18 protein-coding genes are annotated in these 19,105 nt (G+C 59.9%); 10 read left to right on the top strand and 8 right to left on the bottom strand.

Annotated features, from left to right (window positions below; translation table 11 throughout):
* Positions 1-28 precede the first annotated feature (28 nt).
* On the bottom strand, positions 29-1,207 hold the full coding sequence (coaBC, locus tag QVF59_RS01605) for a bifunctional phosphopantothenoylcysteine decarboxylase/phosphopantothenate--cysteine ligase CoaBC (protein WP_287876968.1): 1,179 nt from the start codon (positions 1,205-1,207) through the stop codon (positions 29-31).
* A 172-nt stretch (positions 1,208-1,379) separates the two neighbouring features.
* Between coaBC and radC the strand changes: the two genes are divergently transcribed.
* The 3 genes from radC to QVF59_RS01590 all read left to right on the top strand — a co-directional run bounded on the left by radC (position 1,380) and on the right by QVF59_RS01590 (position 3,040).
* Entirely contained in the window at positions 1,380-2,054 is a 675-nt protein-coding gene (gene radC, locus QVF59_RS01600; RefSeq protein WP_159875589.1) for a RadC family protein, read from the top strand.
* A 117-nt stretch (positions 2,055-2,171) separates the two neighbouring features.
* Complete coding sequence (locus tag QVF59_RS01595; RefSeq protein ID WP_159875590.1) at positions 2,172-2,423, top strand: hypothetical protein; 252 nt, start codon at positions 2,172-2,174, stop codon at positions 2,421-2,423.
* 242 nt (positions 2,424-2,665) lie between these two features.
* On the top strand, positions 2,666-3,040 hold the full coding sequence (locus tag QVF59_RS01590; RefSeq protein ID WP_159875591.1) for an oxidoreductase: 375 nt from the start codon (positions 2,666-2,668) through the stop codon (positions 3,038-3,040).
* A gap of 76 nt (positions 3,041-3,116) precedes the next feature.
* Here QVF59_RS01590 and QVF59_RS01585 read toward each other — a convergent pair whose 3' ends face one another.
* The 4 genes from QVF59_RS01585 to QVF59_RS01570 all read right to left on the bottom strand — a co-directional run bounded on the left by QVF59_RS01585 (position 3,117) and on the right by QVF59_RS01570 (position 8,070).
* Positions 3,117-3,725, bottom strand: coding sequence for a 3'-5' exonuclease (locus QVF59_RS01585; RefSeq protein WP_287876966.1), 609 nt, complete (start codon positions 3,723-3,725; stop codon positions 3,117-3,119).
* Complete coding sequence (locus QVF59_RS01580; RefSeq protein WP_287876964.1) at positions 3,725-5,530, bottom strand: putative nucleotidyltransferase substrate binding domain-containing protein; 1,806 nt, start codon at positions 5,528-5,530, stop codon at positions 3,725-3,727. The genes QVF59_RS01585 and QVF59_RS01580 overlap by 1 nt, the downstream gene beginning before the upstream one ends.
* Positions 5,531-5,668: 138 nt before the next feature.
* The gene (locus QVF59_RS01575) at positions 5,669-6,445 is read right to left on the bottom strand and encodes a class II glutamine amidotransferase (protein ID WP_287876962.1); all 777 of its coding nucleotides are present in this window, start codon (positions 6,443-6,445) and stop codon (positions 5,669-5,671) included.
* 179 nt (positions 6,446-6,624) lie between these two features.
* Complete coding sequence (locus tag QVF59_RS01570) at positions 6,625-8,070, bottom strand: aminotransferase-like domain-containing protein (RefSeq protein ID WP_287876961.1); 1,446 nt, start codon at positions 8,068-8,070, stop codon at positions 6,625-6,627.
* Between the two features lie 240 nt (positions 8,071-8,310).
* On the opposite strand from QVF59_RS01570, the gene QVF59_RS01565 reads away from it, so the two are divergent.
* Positions 8,311-8,943: a LysE family translocator gene (locus QVF59_RS01565; protein WP_089086045.1), complete on the top strand. Its 633-nt coding sequence runs from the start codon at positions 8,311-8,313 to the stop codon at positions 8,941-8,943.
* Positions 8,944-9,084: 141 nt separating this feature from the next.
* The gene (gltX, locus tag QVF59_RS01560) at positions 9,085-10,470 is read left to right on the top strand and encodes a glutamate--tRNA ligase (RefSeq protein ID WP_287876960.1); all 1,386 of its coding nucleotides are present in this window, start codon (positions 9,085-9,087) and stop codon (positions 10,468-10,470) included.
* 241 nt (positions 10,471-10,711) lie between these two features.
* Here the strand turns inward: gltX and kynU are convergent, their stop codons facing one another.
* Positions 10,712-11,962 carry a kynureninase gene (gene kynU / locus QVF59_RS01555; RefSeq protein ID WP_287876959.1) on the bottom strand — a complete coding sequence of 417 codons (1,251 nt, stop codon included), beginning with the start codon at positions 11,960-11,962 and terminating at the stop codon, positions 10,712-10,714.
* Positions 11,963-12,098: 136 nt separating this feature from the next.
* Between kynU and QVF59_RS01550 the strand changes: the two genes are divergently transcribed.
* From QVF59_RS01550 to arfB, 4 genes are all read left to right on the top strand, one after another.
* Positions 12,099-12,569, top strand: a complete 471-nt coding sequence (locus tag QVF59_RS01550; RefSeq protein WP_287876958.1) for an Lrp/AsnC family transcriptional regulator — start codon at positions 12,099-12,101, stop codon at positions 12,567-12,569.
* A 178-nt stretch (positions 12,570-12,747) separates the two neighbouring features.
* The gene (locus QVF59_RS01545; protein ID WP_287876957.1) at positions 12,748-13,992 is read left to right on the top strand and encodes a nitronate monooxygenase; all 1,245 of its coding nucleotides are present in this window, start codon (positions 12,748-12,750) and stop codon (positions 13,990-13,992) included.
* Between the two features lie 133 nt (positions 13,993-14,125).
* Positions 14,126-14,731 (top strand): hydrolase, encoded by a 606-nt coding sequence (locus QVF59_RS01540; protein WP_287876956.1) that lies wholly within the window; start codon positions 14,126-14,128, stop codon positions 14,729-14,731.
* Positions 14,712-15,113, top strand: a complete 402-nt coding sequence (gene arfB, locus QVF59_RS01535; protein WP_159875601.1) for an alternative ribosome rescue aminoacyl-tRNA hydrolase ArfB — start codon at positions 14,712-14,714, stop codon at positions 15,111-15,113. The genes QVF59_RS01540 and arfB overlap by 20 nt, the downstream gene beginning before the upstream one ends.
* Before the next feature lie 16 nt (positions 15,114-15,129).
* On the opposite strand, the gene QVF59_RS01530 is transcribed toward arfB, so the two are convergent.
* Together QVF59_RS01530 and infA are read right to left on the bottom strand one after the other, a co-directional pair.
* A complete protein-coding gene (locus tag QVF59_RS01530) occupies positions 15,130-16,329 on the bottom strand; it encodes an EAL domain-containing response regulator (RefSeq protein WP_287876955.1) in 1,200 nt (399 codons plus the stop codon).
* 326 nt (positions 16,330-16,655) lie between these two features.
* The gene (gene infA / locus QVF59_RS01525) at positions 16,656-16,919 is read right to left on the bottom strand and encodes a translation initiation factor IF-1 (protein ID WP_089086053.1); all 264 of its coding nucleotides are present in this window, start codon (positions 16,917-16,919) and stop codon (positions 16,656-16,658) included.
* Between the two features lie 639 nt (positions 16,920-17,558).
* On the opposite strand from infA, the gene QVF59_RS01520 reads away from it, so the two are divergent.
* Positions 17,559-19,079: an amino acid permease gene (locus QVF59_RS01520; protein ID WP_287876953.1), complete on the top strand. Its 1,521-nt coding sequence runs from the start codon at positions 17,559-17,561 to the stop codon at positions 19,077-19,079.
* Positions 19,080-19,105 lie beyond the last annotated feature (26 nt).

The raw sequence follows: 19,105 nt of genomic DNA, 5'->3' as shown, positions 1-19,105 counted from the left end.
TCGGGCAAGGTCGGGTTGTGGTTGCGACTTAACGGGGCAGCAGGCGGGTAAGGTGCTCGACAATGGCCCGGGCCACGGCGGGCTTGGGCAGGTCCGGCAGCGCATGCGCACCGGCATCGTCCAGCAGCACAACCTGGTTGCTGTCCGCACCCATGGCGTGTTGCGCCAGATTGGCCACCAGCAGCGGCAGCCGTTTTTTCTTGCGTTTGCTCTCGGCAAATTCCAGCAGGTTCTGGCTTTCGGCGGCAAAGCCGACACAGAACGGTGCGGCGGGCAGACTGGCCACGGTAGCCAGGATGTCCGGGTTTTCTTCCAGTTCGATCACCGGCAGGCCGGCACCTTTCTTGATCTTGTGCTCGGAACGGTTTTTCACCCGGTAGTCCGCTACGGCGGCCACGCTGATGAAAATGTCCGCATGACCCACTTCCTGCATCACGCCATCGTACATTTGCCGGGCACTGTCAACGTCAATGCGGCGCATGCCTATAGGTGCCGGCATGCCGGTGGGGCCGGAAATCAGCGTTACCTCGGCACCGGCATCGCGACAGGCACGTGCCAGCGCATAACCCATCTTGCCGGAGCTGATATTGGTGATGCCGCGTACGGTATCGATGGCTTCAAAAGTGGGGCCGGCGGTGAGCAGCACTTTTTTGCCCGCCAGGGTCTTGGCCACGAAAAAGCCTTCCAGCATCTCGGCCAGCGCTTCTGGTTCCAGCATGCGGCCTTCACCTACTTCACCGCAGGCTTGCGCGCCGGAGTCCGGCCCCCATACGGCCACGCCATCAGCCTTGAGCTGAGCGACATTGCGCTGGGTGGGCGGGTTTTGCCACATCTGGCGATTCATCGCCGGAGCGACAATCAGCGGACAGGTGCGGGCGGCGGCCAGGGTGGAGATCAGGTCATCGCTCACGCCGTGGGCCAGCTTGAACAGCAGGTTGGTACTGGCCGGGGCAATCAGGAAGGCATCTGCACGGCGCGACAGCTGGATGTGCGCCATGGCATTGTCCGGACGCGGGTCCCAAATATCAGTGTAGACCGCATTGCCCGACAGGGCCTGAAAGGTGACCGGGGTAACAAAGCGGGTAGCCGCTTCAGTCATCACCACTTCTACCTGATGGCCGGCCTTGACCAGCAGGCGGGTCAGTTCGGCAGTTTTGTAGGCGGCAATGCCACCGCTTACGCCAAGCAGGATGCGTCTGGCTGTCATCGGGCTTCCTGGGAACTGTGCAATAAAGCCGAAAGTTTACCGGAATTTCCCGCTAGCCGCGCTGCCGGCTTGCAACTGGCCCTTGGCCGGGCGGGGTGGATGACGGTGCATGGATATGATGTTTGCCGACTGCTTCCAAACAGGCTATAGCCAGAGTAAGGGTAAATCATTCATGTCCATCACCGATTGGCCGCTGGCCGAACGTCCTCGTGAAAAATTGCTGGCCCAGGGTGCGGCGGCCCTGTCGGATGCCGAATTACTGGCCATCTTCCTGCGTACCGGCATCAGGGGGATGACCGCCGTGGACATGGCGCGCCAATTGCTGACACAGTTTGGCTCGCTGGCGGCACTGCTGGGTTGCCGGTTGGATGATTTTGAGCGCTGCCCAGGTCTTGGGGCTGCCAAGTATGCGCAGCTGATGGCATGCAAGGAACTGTCGAGCCGGGCGCTTGCCGAAGAAATGAAGCTGAGTGATGCGCTGGATGGGCCGGATGCGGTAAAGAACTACCTGCGCTGGGTGATAGGTCGGCGCGATATCGAAGTATTTGTGGTGCTGTTTCTGACGGCGCAGCACCGGGTGATTACCGTGGAGGAAGTAGCCAGCGGTACGCTCACCGAGGCCCGTGTCTACCCGCGCGAGGTAGCACGGCGCTGTCTGCAACACAATGCAGCTGCCGTGATCGTGGCACACAACCATCCATCCGGGGTGGCAGAACCTTCGGCGGCGGACCGGGCGCTCACCGAAAGCCTGCGTGCCGCGCTGGCCTTGCTGGATTGTCGTTTGCTGGACCATTTTGTGGTAACGGGCAGCCAGGCGGTGTCGATGGCCGAGCTTGGCTGCTTGTGATGGAAGATGCGGATCGATGCTGAGCAGCCTGACAGTGCTGCGCCAGCTGACGGACGCATCTGGCTGGTGACTGTCGGCTGTGACCTTGTCTCTCAACTGCATCACACGGAGGTTGCCATGAACATCCTGCGCTTGCTGAATGAGTCCGATTACATTCAGGTCAACAACCAGTTTATCAAGCCGGATCAGCACGGAGGGTCGGAAGAATTTGCTGATGAAGATGATATCGTGCTGGAAGCCCATGTCGATGGTCAGGACTTGGTGTTGACGCTGGGTGACCTGGAAGATGCCACGCCGCTGGCTGATGGCGGCTTCTGGCTGGAGGGCGTGGGCTATCTGCGCTTTCTGTCTCGGCAAAGCCTGCATTAGCGGCACTGCATCTGCGCATGCCCGTCTGGTGCTGCAAGCATTGCTATTGGGCCCGTCCTGTTGCGGCAGTGCCGTACCGGACGGGTATTGTGGTTTTTTGGCCCGTCAGGCCAGTGTGTTTCCCTTTTCGCTTCCTTTGGCTGCAAGCAGTTTGATTTGTCTCAAATCAGGGCCTTGTCGCTGCTGTTAGAGTGTCGGCTCTTATTCTAAAGGCATAATCTGCCGCACGCTTCGAGGGTGATATGGAAAAATACAGAATCGGCATGATAGGCGCAGGTGTAACCGGCACCCCGCTGCTCCAGCAACTGCTGGATGCCCCGTTTGTTGAAATGGTCGGGGTGGCCGATCTGGATTTGCGTCTGCCCGGTATCGAGCTGGCGCGGGCACGCGGTGTGCCGGTAACCAGCAATTTCATCGAGATTGCCGAGCAGGGTGATCAGGTGGACATCATCATCGACGTGACCGGCTCGCGTAAGGTGCGTGAGGATCTGCGCCGCTTCATGCAGTTTTCCGGTAACAGCCATACCGTGATCGTACACGAGCGCGTTGCCTTGCTGATGATGTCGCTGGGTGCTGGCACACAAGTAGAAACCCAGCACGAGGAAATGGGCTATTGAGCCTGCGCTGACAGCAGGCATGCAGGACAAACCCGGCCATGGCCGGGTTTTTGTTTTTCAGGCGGCAGCTTGCCGCTCAGCCAAAGCCGCGTTGTTTCAAGGCCAGGTACAACATGCCTGCGGTAATGGCGTCGTTCAGCGCGTCGTGGCGTGGTAGCGCAGGTACGTTCAGATCGCTGATCAGTTCCGCCAGCCGCAGGTCGATGTACGCCCCCGGGTTCTGCTTGAACTTGTAGTCGTAATAACGGCCGGATACCTCGATCTGGCGGTTGGGCAGGCTGATGCCGGTGATGCTGCGCACGTATTTGTTGAGCACGGCCACATCGTATTCCAGGTAGTAACCCACCAGCGGTCGCCCGCCAATGAAGTCCAGCAATTGCCGTACCGCGTCGTCCGCATCCAGACCTTCCGACACATCCATCGGCCGCAGCCCGTGAATGCTAATGTTGCGGCTTTCCAGTTTGCGCGTGGGTTTTACCAGCACATAAAAGGCCTGGCTGGACAGGATGCGGTTGCCGCGCAGCCGTACTGCACCAATCGACAACAGCTCGGCTTCCTGCACTTTCAGACTGGTGGTTTCGCAATCCACACTGACGATTTCCGTCTCATCCTCGGCAAACAGCGTGGCATAACGTGGGTCCTTCAGCATGCGGCGCTGCCACTGGCGTTTGAGATTGCCCAGCATCAGAAGCTCCCCAGGCGGAAGTGATGACGCAGCTGGGCGCGGAATTTCTTTACCACGCCCAGGGCGTCTTTCAGCAGGTCGCGTTCCAGCGTGGAGAGCTGGTCCGGTTCGATCTGGTTGCCCGGCAGCTTGCCCAGCGAGACCTGCTGCAAGCCCTGACTGAGCTTGAGGGTGAGCAGGAAGGACAGCGATTCGGCAATTTCATTGGCCAGCTCCCTGTCCAGGTGCCCGGCTTCGGCCAGCGCATGCAGCCGGTCGAAGGTGTTGCATTGGCTGATTCCGTGTTCCAGCGAGAGCGAACGCACACCATGCACCAGCGGGAAAATGCCGCCTTTTTTCAGATCCAGCATGGCCTTGCCGTTGCGCTCCTTGGTGAGCAGGTGTGAAAACAGTCCCAGCGGTGTGTCGAATTGTTCGATGGCGCGGGCAAAGCGCGAGAAAAAGCTGGCATCGTCGCGTAGCTGTTGCAGCAAATAGTCATGGCTGCGTTCCAGCAGGCTGGCATCGCCGGCTACGGCTTCGGCATCCACGTAAATGGCCAGGTTCATCAGCGCAGCACCGTCCGGCTGATACACCCATTGGTGAATCTGCTGTTGCAGCTGACTTTCGGTCAGCCGCCAGGCGGCATTGTTGACCATGATCTGGCCCTGGCAGGGCGGGTAGCCAAAGCGGGCCAGTGCGGCGGAAAAGGCTTCGCAGATGGCGGGCAGTTCCGGGTGGTTGAAGCCGTTGCGCAGGATCAGCGCATTGTCCTGATCGGTCTTGAGGATCTGTTCGCCACGTCCTTCCGAGCCCATCACTAGCAGGCAGCTATTGTCTTGCACTTCTGCCGGGGCCAGTAGTTGCCAGGTGCGGGAGAACAGCCGGGCATTGAGCGTTTGCACCAGCCGGCCCAGTTGCGGGGCTTTCACGCCGTGGCTGAACAGGATTTGTACCAGACGGGTGATCTGACCGGCGATTTCCGCCAGTTCGTCCAGCGTATCCGCGCGTTCCAGCCGCTGTGCAATCAGGTGGGAGTGGTTGGAGAAGTAGGACAGGATGTCCACCTGGGACAAAATGCCGATGGCCTGGCCATTGTCGGTGACCACCAGGCGGCGGATATTGCGCCGGGTCATGATCAGCAGCGCATTGAACAGGAAGTCGCCCACGTCGACGGTGAGCAGTTCGAAGCGGCACAGGGTGGCCAGTGGCGTGCTGCCGGGGACTTCGTTGAGCACGATGTCGCGAAAATCGGTGGTGGTGAAAATGCCCAGCTTGCCGTCATGGCGTACCAGCACCGACTTGACCTTGTTGTCCTTCATCACCCGCGCCGCTTCACGCACGCTGGTGCTGCCGTCCACGAACACCGGGGTACGCCCCCCGACATCGCCTACGGTGGCGGTCAGCAGGGTTTGCAGTTCGCGGTTGCCGGCACGCTGCGCCATGCTGCCGAATTTCTCCGACACGCTGGCATAAAAGTAAGCGCCAAAACGCGGGTTCTGCTCGGTCAGCGCCATCACCATGTCACGCGGCAGGGTGTAGAGCAGGGCTTCTTCGTGCACCACAAAGCGGTGCGGGGTCTGGCCGGCCACCATGGCGCGGGCGTCAAAGGTATCGCGTTCGCGGTAGAGGGTGATGACTTCGTCGCCCGCCATTTCGCGCACACTACCTTTGAGCACCACATACAGGGCTTCTACCCGGTCGCTGGGGCCGAGCAGGCATTCCTCATCGGCAAAAAACTGGATGTCGGCGTGTTTTTCCAGCGTTTGCTGTTCGCTGGGCGTCAGGGTGTCGAAGGGCGGATGGCTGAAGTCGAAGCGGCTCATGATGTCTCTCCGGTGGCGCGGTTGTTATCCATCTTGTAAAAGCGGTCTTTGCTGCAGCATAACGCGGAAGTGCCGGGCAGAGAATGAAAAAGCCGCTTCCCGGAGGAGGCGGCTTATTGCTAACGGGCGAGCAGGGCATCAAGCGGCACTGGCCTGTAGCGGGGCTCCGTCACGGAACAGCAATAGCTGGCCGGGCTGCAGCTGGGTCCAGTTTTCGTTGTCGGTCAGCGGCTGGGTGGCTACCACGGCCACGCGGTCGTAGGGCGTGGTGACGGTGGAAAAATCCACCGTGACATCGTCGTCCACCAGATGGGCCTTGTTGAACGGCGCCTGGCGGATGATGTAGTGCAGATTGGTGGCGCAGTGGGCAAACAGCACTTCGCCATTGCTCAGCATGAAGTTGAACACGCCGTGCTGGCGTATTTCACCGGCCAGACGGTCGATTTCGGCAAACAGCTCATCCAACTGCGGGGCGCTGCACCATTTGCGGCGCAATTGCTCCAGCAGGTAGCAAAATGCCCGTTCCGAATCGGTGCTGCCTACCGGGTTGAAGTGGCAACCTGCTTCGGGCTGGAAGGTTTTCAGGTCGCCATTGTGGGCGAAAATCCAGTACTGGCCCCACATCTCGCGCATGAAGGGGTGGGTGTTGGCCAGATTCACCTCGCCCTGAGTGGCCTTGCGGATATGGGCGATGACGTTTTGCGACTTGATCGGGTAATTGCGTACCAGATGGGCGACGGCGGATTCCACCGAGGGCTTGTCATCCAGAAAGATGCGGCAGCCTTTGCCTTCAAAGAAGGCAATGCCCCAGCCATCGGCATGGTGATCGGTGAGGCCGCCACGGCGGTGGAAGCCTTCAAAGGAAAACAGGATGTCGGTCGGGGTATTGCAATTCATGCCTAATAGCTGGCACATGGGGTCATAGCTCGCAGATGTGGGGTGTATCGGGTGTGACAGCCGGTCGGGGCGTGCCGTCCGGCCTGTTTCGAGCATAGTCGATTCACGTCGGAGCGACAATTGTCCGACACCGGGCCGGGCAGCTTAGCCACGCTGCGGGTAACAGGCTCTGACCAGGATCAGACTTGTTGCATGCTTCAGTCCCCCAGCGTGATCAGCCCGCTGCCACCCATGCCGGAGGCCAGCTCGCCCACCCGCACCAGCGCCCGTTCGTAGGCTTCGTTCCACGGATAGCAGCACGACAGCCGCAGGCAGTTGCGATAACGGCCACGCGCCGAATACATCACCCCGGGCACCACGGTAATACGCTCGGCCAGCGCGGCATGAAACAGCTCCAGCGTGTCCACGCCAGCTGGTAGTTCCACCCACAGCAGGCAGCCGCCGGAGGGCAGGGTGGCGCGGGTGCCTTGTGGAAAGCGGCTGGCCACCGTGCCACGCAGCCTTTCCATCTGGCTCATGAAATGGCGACGGATCAGCCGCAGGTGGTGGTCGTAACCACCGCTTTCCAGGTATTCGGCCAGGGTTTCTTCCAGTAGGCGTGGCTGACCCAGCGAGCTGGCGCATTTCAGTTGCAACACTTCGCGGGCAAAGCGCCCGGCGGCAATCCAGCCAATGCGAAAACCCGGTGCCAGCGTTTTGCTGTAGCTGGAGCACAGCAGCACCCAGCCATCGCGGTCGAAGGCCTTTACTGCGTCCGGCGTCTGGTTGCCGTAATGCAGGTCGGCGTGCGGCGCATCCTCGATCAGGGGCACCCGGTAGTCGTTGACCAGCTGTGCCAGCCGGCGCTTGGCTTCCGGCGGCATGGTGCTGCCCAGCGGGTTGTGCACGGTGGGCATGGCCACGATGGCTTGCAGCCGCTTTTCCGACAGCAGCAATTCCAGTGCGTCCAGCGACAGCCCGCTATTGGGGTGGGTGGGAATCTCGATCACCGACAGGCCCAGGCTTTTCAGCAGTGGCAGCAGGTAAAAATAGGTGGGTGATTCCAGCCCCACCGTATCACCGGGCTTGCACACGGCGCGCAAGGCCAGCTGCAGCGCTTCGGAACAGCCATTGGTGATGACGATGTCGTCCGGGGCCAGCACGCAGCCCCAGCTGACCGCGCGCTGGGCAATCTGGCGGCGCAAGCGGGCCGAGCCGGGCGGGAAGGGGTAATCGGTGGTCAGCTCCGGTTGCTGGCGCAGCAAGCGCCCCATGATGTGCTTGAAGCGGTTGGTAGGGTAGAAGTCGCTGCCGCGCGGGCTGGCCAGCGACAGGTCGATGAAATCAGCTGACGTCTGCACCCGCATTACCGCTTCGATATGGTCCACCACTTCGCCGGTGGGCGCGGCTTCGCTCTGGCGGCGCATGCGTGGCAGCGGCAGGCTGGCGGCGGCTTTGACATAAAAGCCGGATTGCGGCCGCGCTTCGATAAAGCCGCGGTCTTCCAGTGTGCGATAGGCCAGCAGAATGGTGGACGGGCTGACCTTGTGGATGTCGCAGGCCTTGCGGACAGAAGGCAGGCGCTCGCCAGCCTGCATCACGCCGTTCTGGATCAGCGTGATCCATTCATTGACCAGCTGCTGGTAGAGCGGCTCCTGATTCATGGTGCATTCCTTGGGCGGCGGACGGCTGTCCGGCACAGTTTTTGGCAAAGTGGACCATAACAGTTTGGATATTGTAAAACTGTTATGGTCTCAATTGTATTTTTCTGAATCTGTTATTGTCCAGCTGCTTTACGTACCATGACAGCATCAAAAACATGGTGCGGTGGCAGGGTTTGCCTGTCGGGCCACAAGCCGGATTACGGCAAGCCTGTCCACCGCCAGCACTGCTCTGGAGTTGTCATGAATCTTGTTGCCCTGGTCACCTATCTGTTGGTGATGTCCATCACCCCCGGCCCCAACAACCTGGTGCTGGCCTCGTCCGGCGTCAATTACGGTTTCAGCCGCACGCTGCCGGCCTTGCTGGGCATGGCGCTGGGACTGGCCGTGCAGATCGGCCTGATGACGGTGTTCCTGGGGCAAGTGGCAGGGCTGATCAGCAGCGTGCAGCTGTATCTGGCACTGGCCGGCTGCAGTTATCTGTTGTGGCTGTCCTGGGGCATGGCGCGGGCAGGCGCGGTGGACAAGGCTGATGGCGCGGCGGCACCGATGGGCTTTAGTGGTGGCTTGCTGTTCAACTGGCTCAACCCCAAGGTGTGGCTGATGGGTTTCAATATTGCGGTGGTGTTTTTGCCCAAGCATATGGACCCGCTGGCTGCCGGCCTGTTGTTTGCCGTCATCACCTTTGCCGTGGGCCTGCCCTGCATTGCGCTGTGGGCGGGCAGTGGCGTGGCCATCCGTCGCTGGCTGGCTTCGCCGCGGCGCTTGCGCGCCTTCAACTGCGGCATGGCCGCCATGCTGGCCGGTACTGCGTTCTGGCTGATGGCGCAGATGCTGCCAGCCCATATGTTGCCGGTGGTCAGCGCGCTGATCTGATCGGTTCTGATCTGTTCTCCGGCCCTCCCTCAGTCTGGTAAGCGGGAGGGCTTGGCCGATAATCCGAGCCCGCATTTGCGGGCTGTTTTGTTGGCGGCGTACAATAGCGCCTTTCTTCATCCGGCTGGACCTCATTCCATCATGATCCGTACCCGCTTTGCCCCCAGCCCCACCGGCTATCTGCACATTGGTGGCGTGCGTACCGCACTCTTTTCCTGGGCCTATGCCCGCAAGAACAACGGCGTTTTCGTGCTGCGCATCGAGGACACCGACCTTGAACGCTCCACGCCGGAGTCGGTCAAGGCCATCATGGACGGCATGCACTGGGTAGGCCTGGATTATGACGAAGGTCCGTTCTACCAGACCCAGCGTTTCGACCGCTACAAGGAAGTCATCCAGCAGCTGCTGGAATCCGGCCATGCCTATCGCTGCTATTGCAGCAAGGAAGAGCTGGAAGCCATGCGCGCCGAGCAGGAAGCCAAGGGTGAAAAGCCGCGTTACGACCGCCGCTGGCGTCCGGAAGAAGGCAAAACCCTGCCGGCGATTCCGGCTGACGTGGAGCCGGTAATCCGCTTCCGCACCCCGCTGGACGGCACCGTCGCCTGGGACGACGCGGTGAAGGGCCGTATTGAATTCTCCAATACCGAGCTGGACGACCTGATCATCGCCCGCCCGGATGGCAGCCCCACCTACAACTTCTGCGTGGTGGTGGACGACTGGGACATGCAGATCACCCATGTGATCCGCGGTGACGACCACGTCAACAATACCCCGCGCCAGATCAACATCCTGAAGGCGCTGAATGCGCCGCTGCCGGTGTATGGCCATCTGCCGATGATCCTGAATGAGGACGGCCAGAAGATGTCCAAGCGCCGCGACGCGGTGAGCGTGGTGGATTACGCCGACAAGGGCATCCTGCCTGAAGCACTGCTCAACTACCTGGCCCGTCTGGGCTGGGGCCACGGCGATGACGAATTCTTCGACATGAAGCAGTTTGTCGAATGGTTCAGTCTGGAAGCAGTCAGCGCCTCGGCCAGCCGTTTCAATCAGGAAAAATTCCTGTGGCTGAATGCCCAGCACATCAAGGCCGCTGACAACAGCCGTCTGGCGGCGCTGATTGCCCCGCGCCTGGCTGCCGCTGGTGTGGATACCGCCACCGGCCCGGCCATCGAGTACGTGATTGCGCTGGTAAAAGAGCGCATCCAGGACCTGAACGCGCTGGCACTGGAAGTGGATTACTTCTACAAGAAGCGCGAAGCCGCTGCTGCCGATGTGGAAAAGCACCTGGCTGGCGATGCCGTGGCACGCATGGGCCGCTTTGCCGACAAGCTGGCGGCACTGGATAGCTGGACCGCCGAAAGCATCCACGAACTGTTCAAGCCTTTCTGCGCCGAAGAAGGCATCAAGATGGGCCAGCTGGGCATGCCGCTGCGCGTGCTGGTGTGTGGCACCACCCAGACCCCGTCGGTGGATGCGGTGCTGGCGCTGATTGGCAAGGAAGAAGTGCTGCGCCGCCTGCGCGCCTGATAGGTTTTTCAGATTATTGACAAGTCCCTCTCGCTTTCTGAAAAGAAAGCGAGGCTCACTTTTTCTCTTATATTGGCAGGGAAAGGGTGGGGGATAGGGAATAAAAGGAAGGCTGCGGAATAAGTTACTTAGTCGAAAGGCCCGGCTTTGCCGGGGCCAGTGCAATCGAACCAAATCACTTTCTCAGCAGCCTAAAAGCCACCCCGCAGGGTGGCTTTTTTTTGTGCGCACAGGCAGGGAATCAGGTCACCGCATGGCGCTGCTGGAACTGCGGCTGGTCCCAACTGGTGTTGTCCAGAATGTCGCGCAGGGTTTCCACTGCGTCCCACACGTCCACATGGCGCAGGTAGAGCGGGGTGATGCCAAAGCGCAGCACTTCCGGCTCGCGGTAGTCGCCAATCACCCCACGGGCAATCAGTGCCTGCATCACCGCATAGCCTTGCGGGTGGCGATAGCTGACATGGCTGCCGCGCTGTGCATGATTCCGCGGGGTGATCAGCGTCAGCGGATGATGGCCGCAGCGCTGTTCCACCAGCTGGATGAACAGGTCGGTCAGCGCCAGCGATTTTTCGCGCAGTGCCGCCATGCTGGTTTGCAAGGTGGCGTCCAGCCCGCACTCCACCAGCGCCATCGACAGGATGGGCTGGGTACCGCACAGAAAGCGCCGTATGCCCTGGGCTGGCTGGTAGTCCACGGCCATGTCGAAGGGCCGGGAGTGGCCCCACCAGCCGGATAGCGGTTGCCAGAAGCAGTCCTGATGCCGTGCTGCCACCCAGATGAAAGCCGGAGCACCTGGCCCGCCATTCAGGTATTTATAAGTACAGCCCACGGCAAAGTCGGCCTCGCTGGCATTGAGGTCGACCGGTACCGCCCCGGCGGCGTGGGCCAGGTCCCAGATGGTGAGGGCGCCATGACGGTGTGCCTGAGCCGTCACTGCCGCCATGTCATGCATGGCACCGGTACGGTAATTGACGTGGGACAGCAGCAGCACCGCCACGTCTTCGTCCAGTGCCTGTTCCAGCGGCAGGCTGTCGTCGATCAGCCGCATTGCGTAGCCCTGCTGTAGCAGATCGATCATGCCCTGGATCATGTACAGGTCGGTGGGGAAGTTGTCGCGCTCGGACACAATCACCTTGCGCTGCGGTGCATTGGCTTGCTGGATGCGGATGGCGGCAGCCAGCGCCTTGAAAATATTTAGCGAGGTGGTATCGGTGATCACCACTTCATCCGCACCGGCACCAAGCAGCTGGCCCAGCTTGTTGCCCAGCCGGCGCGGTAGCTCGAACCAGCCAGCGCTGTTCCAGCTGCGGATCAGCCCTTCGCCCCATTCCTGGCGCAGCACTTGCAAGCTGCGCTCTTCAGCGGCCTGTGGCAGCACGCCCAGCGAGTTGCCATCCAGATAAATCACATCTTGCGGCAGTCGGAATTGCTGGCGCAGTCCGGCCAGTTCGTCGCTGGCATCGGCAGCCAGGCAGTGTTCACGCGTCAGCATGGTGCAGTCTCCTTGGAGGGGGGGGACATCATGGTAGCACTGGCTTTATTGTGAATAATTGCAAGTTCTGCTTGCTGATTGCCAGTATTTTGCAGATTATTCGAATTAGTGAATGAATCATGAAAGAAACGTGCAAATGCAGCTCGACGCAATCGACATGCGCATCCTACGCGCCTTGCAGGACAATGGCCGCCTGAGCAATCAGGACCTGGCCGACCAGGTGGCGCTGTCGCCATCGGCCTGCCTGCGCCGGGTGCGAACGCTGGAAGAGGAGGGCCTGATCCGCGCTTACCGTGCCGAGCTGGATGCGGTAGCGCTGGGCTTCGAGCTGGAGGCCATCGTGCAGGTGACGCTGGATCGCAGCCGCGAGGACTGGCATGGCGAGTTCTTGCAGCAGATGCAGGCCTTTGAGGAGGTGACGGCTGCCTATGTGGTGACCGGGCCGTGCAATTACATCCTGCAGCTGCGTTGCCGTAATCTGGCAGCCTTTTCCGACTTTATCGTGGAGCGTCTCAACAAGGTGCCGGGCATGCGCGACATCTGCTCGCACATCGTGATGAAAACCCTGAAGGACAGCCGCCATCAGCTACCGCTCAAAGAGAGCTGAATCCATGCACTGGGCGTAACAAAGCCGGTCTAAGCTGAGTGTGGATGCCTGTTTGCCGGTCCCGCACTGCTGCTGTTCAGCGCCACTTACCTGGGGTGTGAGCAAAAACTCTAGAAAAGTGGATTTTGTGGCGAGGGATGGGGGATAATGCCGCCCAGCCAAACTGAGGTGCATCAAAATGAAGTGTGTTGACGATTTCCGCCTGCGTCTGGGCAAGCAAGAACTGGTTCCCATCATGGTGGGCGGCATGGGCGTGGACATTTCCACCGTGGCCCTGTCGCTGGAGGCTGCCCGTCTGGGTGGTATCGGCCATATCTCCGATGCCATGGTGCCTACGGTGACGGACCGTCGCTTCAACACCAAGTTCGTCAAGGACAAGCTCAAGCAGTACAAATTCAACGTCGAGAACGCCGACAAGTCGGTGGTGAAGTTCGACCTGGGCATTCTGGCTGAAGCCACCAAGCTGCATGTGGGCTCGGCCATGGAAGCCAAAAAGGGCGACGGGCTGATTTTCATCAACTGCATGGAAAAGCTCACCATGAACGCGCCCAAGGAAACCCTGCGCGTACGCATGCAAACTGCCATGGATGCCGGCATTGACGGCATTACTCTGGCAGCCGGCCTGCACCTGGGTTCCTTCGCGCTGATTGAAGATCACCCGCGTTTCCGCGACGTGAAGCTGGGCATTATTGTTTCGTCCTTGCGCGCCCTGCAGCTGTTCCTGAAAAAGTCCTCCCGTACCGGCCGTCTGCCGGACTATGTGGTGGTGGAAGGCCCGCTGGCTGGCGGCCACTTGGGCTTTGGCATGGACTGGGCAGAGTACGATCTGGCCACCATCGTGGCTGAAATCCGCACCTGGATGCAGGCAGAGCAGCTGGATATCCCGCTGATTCCGGCCGGTGGCATCTTTACCGGCAGTGATGCAGTCGGTTTTCTGGAAAACGGTGCCGGCGCGGTGCAGGTGGCCACCCGCTTTACCGTCACCAGCGAATGCGGTCTGCCGGAAAAGGTACAGCAGGAATACTTCAAGGCCAACGAAGACGATATCGAGGTCAATCAGCTGTCGCCGACCGGTTACCCGATGCGCATGATCAAGTCCTGCCCGGCCATTGGCGATGGCATTCGCCCCAATTGCGAGGCCTACGGCTATCTGCTGGACGCCAATGGCAGCTGTTCCTACATCCAGGCTTACAACCGCGAAGTGGCAGCCCATCCGGGTGAGCGCCGCATCAAGGTGATGGACAAGACCTGTCTGTGCACCCATATGCGCAATTTCGACTGCTGGACCTGCGGTCAGTACACCTATCGCCTGAAGGACACCACCCGTCGCAATGAAGACGGCAGCTACCAGATCCTCAGTGCCGAGCATGTGTTCAAGGACTACCAGTTCAGCAAAGATGGCAAAGTAGCCTTGCCGGACTGAGTACCATGGTCACCCGTCTGGCTGGACGGACGCGACAAAATGGCGATGTGCTGCGGCACCTCGCCATTTTTCTTGTCTGTAAGGTATGGCCGGTAGTATTGTCTCGGCTGCAAATTCACTCTTGAGGATAGTCATGCCGGATCGTCTGGACCCCGCCACCACCGCCCTGATTCTGATCGACTTGCAGCAGGGAATTCTGGGTTTTGCCAAGCAGCCTTATGACACCGAGCAAGTGCTGGAGCATTCTGCTGCCATGGCCAAAGCATTCCGTGCGGCTGGTGCACCGGTGGTGTTGGTGCGGGTGGGGTGGTCGGCTGATGGTGGCGATGCGCTCAAGCTGCCCACTGATCTGGTGCCGCCCTCTACGCCGGTGCCGGACAACTGGTTGCAGCAGCCGGCCGAGCTGGAAGTGGCTGCCAGCGATATCCAGATCATCAAACGGCAGTGGAATGCGTTTTACGGTACCGAGCTGGACCTGCAGCTGCGCCGTCGTGGCATCCGCACCATCGTGCTGGCGGGTATTTCCACCCATATCGGCGTGGACTCCACTGCGCGTTCTGCCTGGGAGCGCGGCTATGCGGTCGTCCTGGCCGAAGATGCCATGAGCTGCCAGTTGCTGGAGTGCCACCAGTTTTCGGTCAAGCACATCTTTCCGCGACTGGGGAGGGTGCGCAGTACCGCGCAGGTGTTGCAGGCTTTGGCAGCAGGGAAGGGTGACGGTGAGTCGCTATCCGGTTGATCCGCAGCAGGTAGAGCTGACGGCCATTCGCGCCCAGGGTGCGGGTGGTCAGAACGTTAACAAGGTGTCCTCGGCTATCCATCTGCGCTTTGATGTGATGGCCTCGAGCCTGCCCGATCATATCAAGCAGCGCCTGCTGGCGCTGGCGGATGCCCGCTTGAGCAAGGACGGTGTGATCATCATCAAGGCGCAGCAGCACCGTACCCAGGAGCTGAATCGCGATGATGCGCTGGCCCGGCTGCAAACCATGGTGGATGGCGTGTCCCAGCAGCCCAAGACGCGACATGCCACGCGCCCTACCTATGGTTCGCGTCAGCGCCGGCTGGAGGGAAAATCCCGGCGCAGCGGCATCAAGGCCTTGCGGGGCAGGGTGGATGACTGAGCGCAGCTGAGTGGGTTCAGGCGCGGCGGCTGGCCTGGCAGCTGGGGAATATGTGCTTGCCCAGCTCTTCCGCCGGTACCGGCTTGCATAGCAGGAAGCCTTGCAATTCGATGTCGGGGTGGTGCGCACACAGGTAATCCAGATCCTGGGTGTCGTCTATGCCTTCGGCCACCATGCGCAAGCCCAGCTCGCGGGCGATGTTGGCCATGCCGGCGATGATGCTCTGACTACGGGCGTCGCGGTGGATGTCCTTGATCAGGATGCGGTCAAACTTCAGCTCGGTCAGTGGCAGGTTCTTGATGTGCTCCAGCGTGGTGTGGCCGGTGCCAAAATCATCCAGTGACAATTCGAAACCACGCATGCGCAGCCGCAGCAGCGTGGCCAGGGTGTGACCAAAATTGGTAAAGGCCATGGTTTCGGTGATTTCCAGCACGATGCGGTCGAAAGCCAGCCCGCGCGAGGATACCTGCTCTACCAGCCAGTCCAGGAATTCCCGGTCATCCAGCAGGCGGCGCGACAGATTAATGGACAGTCGCAGGTCCTGCGTGTCCGGCCCGCGGATCAGCAAATCCAGACTGGTTTGCACGATGCGGTGGGTCAGCAGGGAAATGAAGCCTTCATGTTCCAGCATGCCGATGAACTGGTTGGGTCCCAGAATGCCCATGGTGGGGTGACGCCAGCGCGCCAAGGCTTCGATCTGCACCGCCTTGCCCTGGCGCAGGTCATAAATGGGCTGATAGAACGCACAGAACTGGTTGTGCGCCAGGCCGGTAATGATGTCGATCAGCGGCAGGCTGCTCTTGTTGTCGATGATGTCCTGTGGCACATCCAGCAGGCGGGTGATCTCGGTGAGGAACAGGTCGTCATCAATCGGTTTGGCCAGATGGCCAATGCCGGTAAAACCCAGCTCCTGTGCGGCGCGCACACTATTGGCCAGCAATTCCGGCGAGTGACCGCTGATGAGCATGAGCGATGGGATGTGCGGCTGGCGAGACAGGTGTTCCACCAGTTCGATGCCATCCATGCCCGGCATGTTGAGGTCGGTGATCACCAGATCCAGCTTCGGAATCTGGCGGCTGAGCTGGAAGGCCCAGCTGCCATCGGCTGCCTCATGCACCACGGCATTCGGAATCTGCTGACACAGTGCTTTCAGCAGATTGCGCTGACTGCTGCTGTCTTCGGCAAGCAGGATCTGTCTTGGTGGTTTGCTGGTCATGGCTGACGCGCTGATGGAGGAGTGAGTATTCCTCAATCTAAGCAGGTGTCATGCAATCTTTCCAGTTAAAAAACGGATAAGTACCGATTTAGTAAGCAGAACCGGTTATGACGTGGCTGGTGTGTGTATGTTTTATGAAAAAAGCGGCGGAGGGCGGTTGAGGTGCAGCCGTCGGCCTTGCCGATGCCAGCACGTGGCAGGCCAGCTTTAAGGCAATAACGGAGCATTTCTGCATGCGTGCCGGGCTGCTTGCCGGCGACAGTGCAGAAGGGGGAGGCTGCGCGACCCACAGGTGGGCTGAGTGGCCGCGAGACAGGCGTGGCTGCTTAGCGGCGCTTGAAGTGCTGCGGAGCCGGGCCGCCGACAGGAGCAGTCGGGTGGCGGAAGTTGATGCGACCCTTGGTCAGGTCGTACGGTGACATTTCCACGGTCACACGGTCACCGACCAGTACGCGGATGCGGTGCATCTTCATTTTTCCCGAGCCATAGGCCAGGATTTCAACATTGTTGTCCAGGCGCACTCGAAAGCGCGATTCCGGCAGCATTTCAATAACGACGCCTTGCAGTTCGATCATGTCTTCTTTGGACATTAACGATTCCTTTCAGTGTAACGGGTGGGCCAATAGCCCATGCGGCAGTCCCTCACGGAGCGCCGCACGATCTGTGATAACAGATTGCTTCTATCGATAACCAAGCAGGTAAGACTGGCAGCACATGGCAAAAATGTGCCGTTACCAAGGCAAGGCAGACGGATTGAAACCCCGGTTGGGGACCGGTCCGGAAGGAGGCAGCGCGCATTATACAGCTAAATGGCTGATTTGTCAGTGCAAATGCACAGTGGCTTCACATTGGCAGCCGGGTTTGGCCTGGTGATGGCAAAAACACTTATGCATCCGCAGCTTAGCGCGGTTGTATGTTGTTGCATGCGGCGTAGTCCTGTGGGCTGTCAGTTGCTTGCTGTGCAGGTGTTTTTCTACTCGATGGTGGGCGGCTGCTACAGGCAATAGGGCAGGGTGATGGGATGAGTGGCGGTGCTGATGCGCACTGAATACTTGATGTGTGTCACAAAAGGAAAATTCATTATTCATATTCTTACAATTCAATACAAAAATGCACTGGATAAATCTTTCTCTTACTGACATCCTGTAGAGTTTCGATCATCACGTTTTGCTGATATTGCATGTGGAGCAAAACGCTATCAGTTGTAAACTCTGCAGTAGGACAGACTTATGGAAAACAATAGAGAAGGCGAAGGACTTAGGCGCAGCCTGCAGGCGCGCCATTTGTCCATGATCGCCATTGGCGGCTCCATCGGTACCGGCCTGTTTCTGGCTTCCGGTGCCACGGTAGCTTCGGCCGGGCCGGGTGGGGCCTTGCTGTCGTATGCGCTGATCGGGTTGATGGTGTATTTCCTGATGACCAGTCTGGGGGAGATGGCAGCTTTCATGCCGGTGTCCGGCTCCTTCCAGGTATACGGTTCGCGCTTTGTCGACCACTCCTTCGGCTTCGCCCAGGGCTGGAATTACTGGTACAACTGGGCGGTCACCATTGCGGTGGAACTGGCAGCGGCTTCCATCGTCATGCATTACTGGCTACCCCATGTACCGGGCGTGGTGTGGAGCGCGGTGTTCCTGGCCGTCATCTTTGCGCTTAACTATTTCTCGGTAAAAGGCTTTGGTGAGGCTGAATTCTGGTGCTCCATGCTCAAGGTGGTCACCATCATTGCCTTCATCATCGTGGGTTTCATGATGATCTGGGGCATCATGACCAATCCGGACAGTAGCCGTTATTCGCCTGGCCTGAATGTGTTCATGCATGGCGATGGCCCCTTTGTCGGCGGCATGGCGGCTTTTGTCAGCGTGTCGATGATTGTGGGTTTCTCCTTCCAGGGCACTGAGCTGATCGGCGTGGCTGCGGGCGAATCCAGCCACCCGGCCAAAACGATCCCGCGCGCCGTGAAGCAGATTTTCTGGCGTATCCTGATGTTCTACATGCTGTCCATCCTGATCATCGGCTTCATCCTGCCGTATAACGATCCGATGCTGCTGAAGAACGATGTGCAGGACGTAGGTGCCAGCCCGTTCACCCTGGTGTTCAGCCGCGCCGGCCTCGCCTTGTCGGCCAGCCTGATGAATGCGGTGATCCTGTCGGCCATCCTGTCGGCGGGGAATTCCGGCATGTATGCTTCCACCCGCATGCTGTACGTGATGGCGCAGAACAAGATGGCCCCGGCCTGGTTCGGCAAGCTGTCCGCCAGTGGCGTGCCGCGCAATGCCCTGTATGCCACCACGCTGGTGGCCGGCCTGTGCTTCCTTACCTCGCTGTTCGAGAGCAATGCGGTATACCTGTGGCTGCTGAATTCCTCCGGCATGACCGGTTTCATCGCCTGGCTGGGGATTGCCATCTGCCATTACCGTTTCCGCCGTGCCTATGTGCAGCAGGGCTATGATCTGGCCGATCTGCCTTACCGCGCCCGCTGGTTTCCGCTGGGGCCGCTGTTTGCCTTTGCGCTGTGCATGCTGATCATGCTGGGGCAGAACTATGCCGCCTTCACCAGCGCCAAGGTCGACTGGAATGGCATTATCGCCACCTATATCGGCATTCCGCTGTTTCTGCTGCTGTGGCTGGGCTACAAATGGAAGCATGGCAGCACGCTGATTGCGCTGGAGCGGATTGAACTGGCCGAAGCACATGCCCAGTTGGAGCCGGTCGAGCCGTCCGGTCGTCTGGCGGAGCGGGCTGCGGACTGAGGGCATCTTCTACCCTGATGAAAAGG

The sequence above is a fragment of the Aquitalea sp. genome (assembly GCF_030150775.1).
GTDB classification, from domain to species: Bacteria; Pseudomonadota; Gammaproteobacteria; order Burkholderiales; family Chromobacteriaceae; genus Aquitalea; species Aquitalea denitrificans.
The sequence above is the reverse complement of the archived record's forward strand: the minus strand, read 5'-3'. Positions and strand labels throughout refer to the sequence as shown.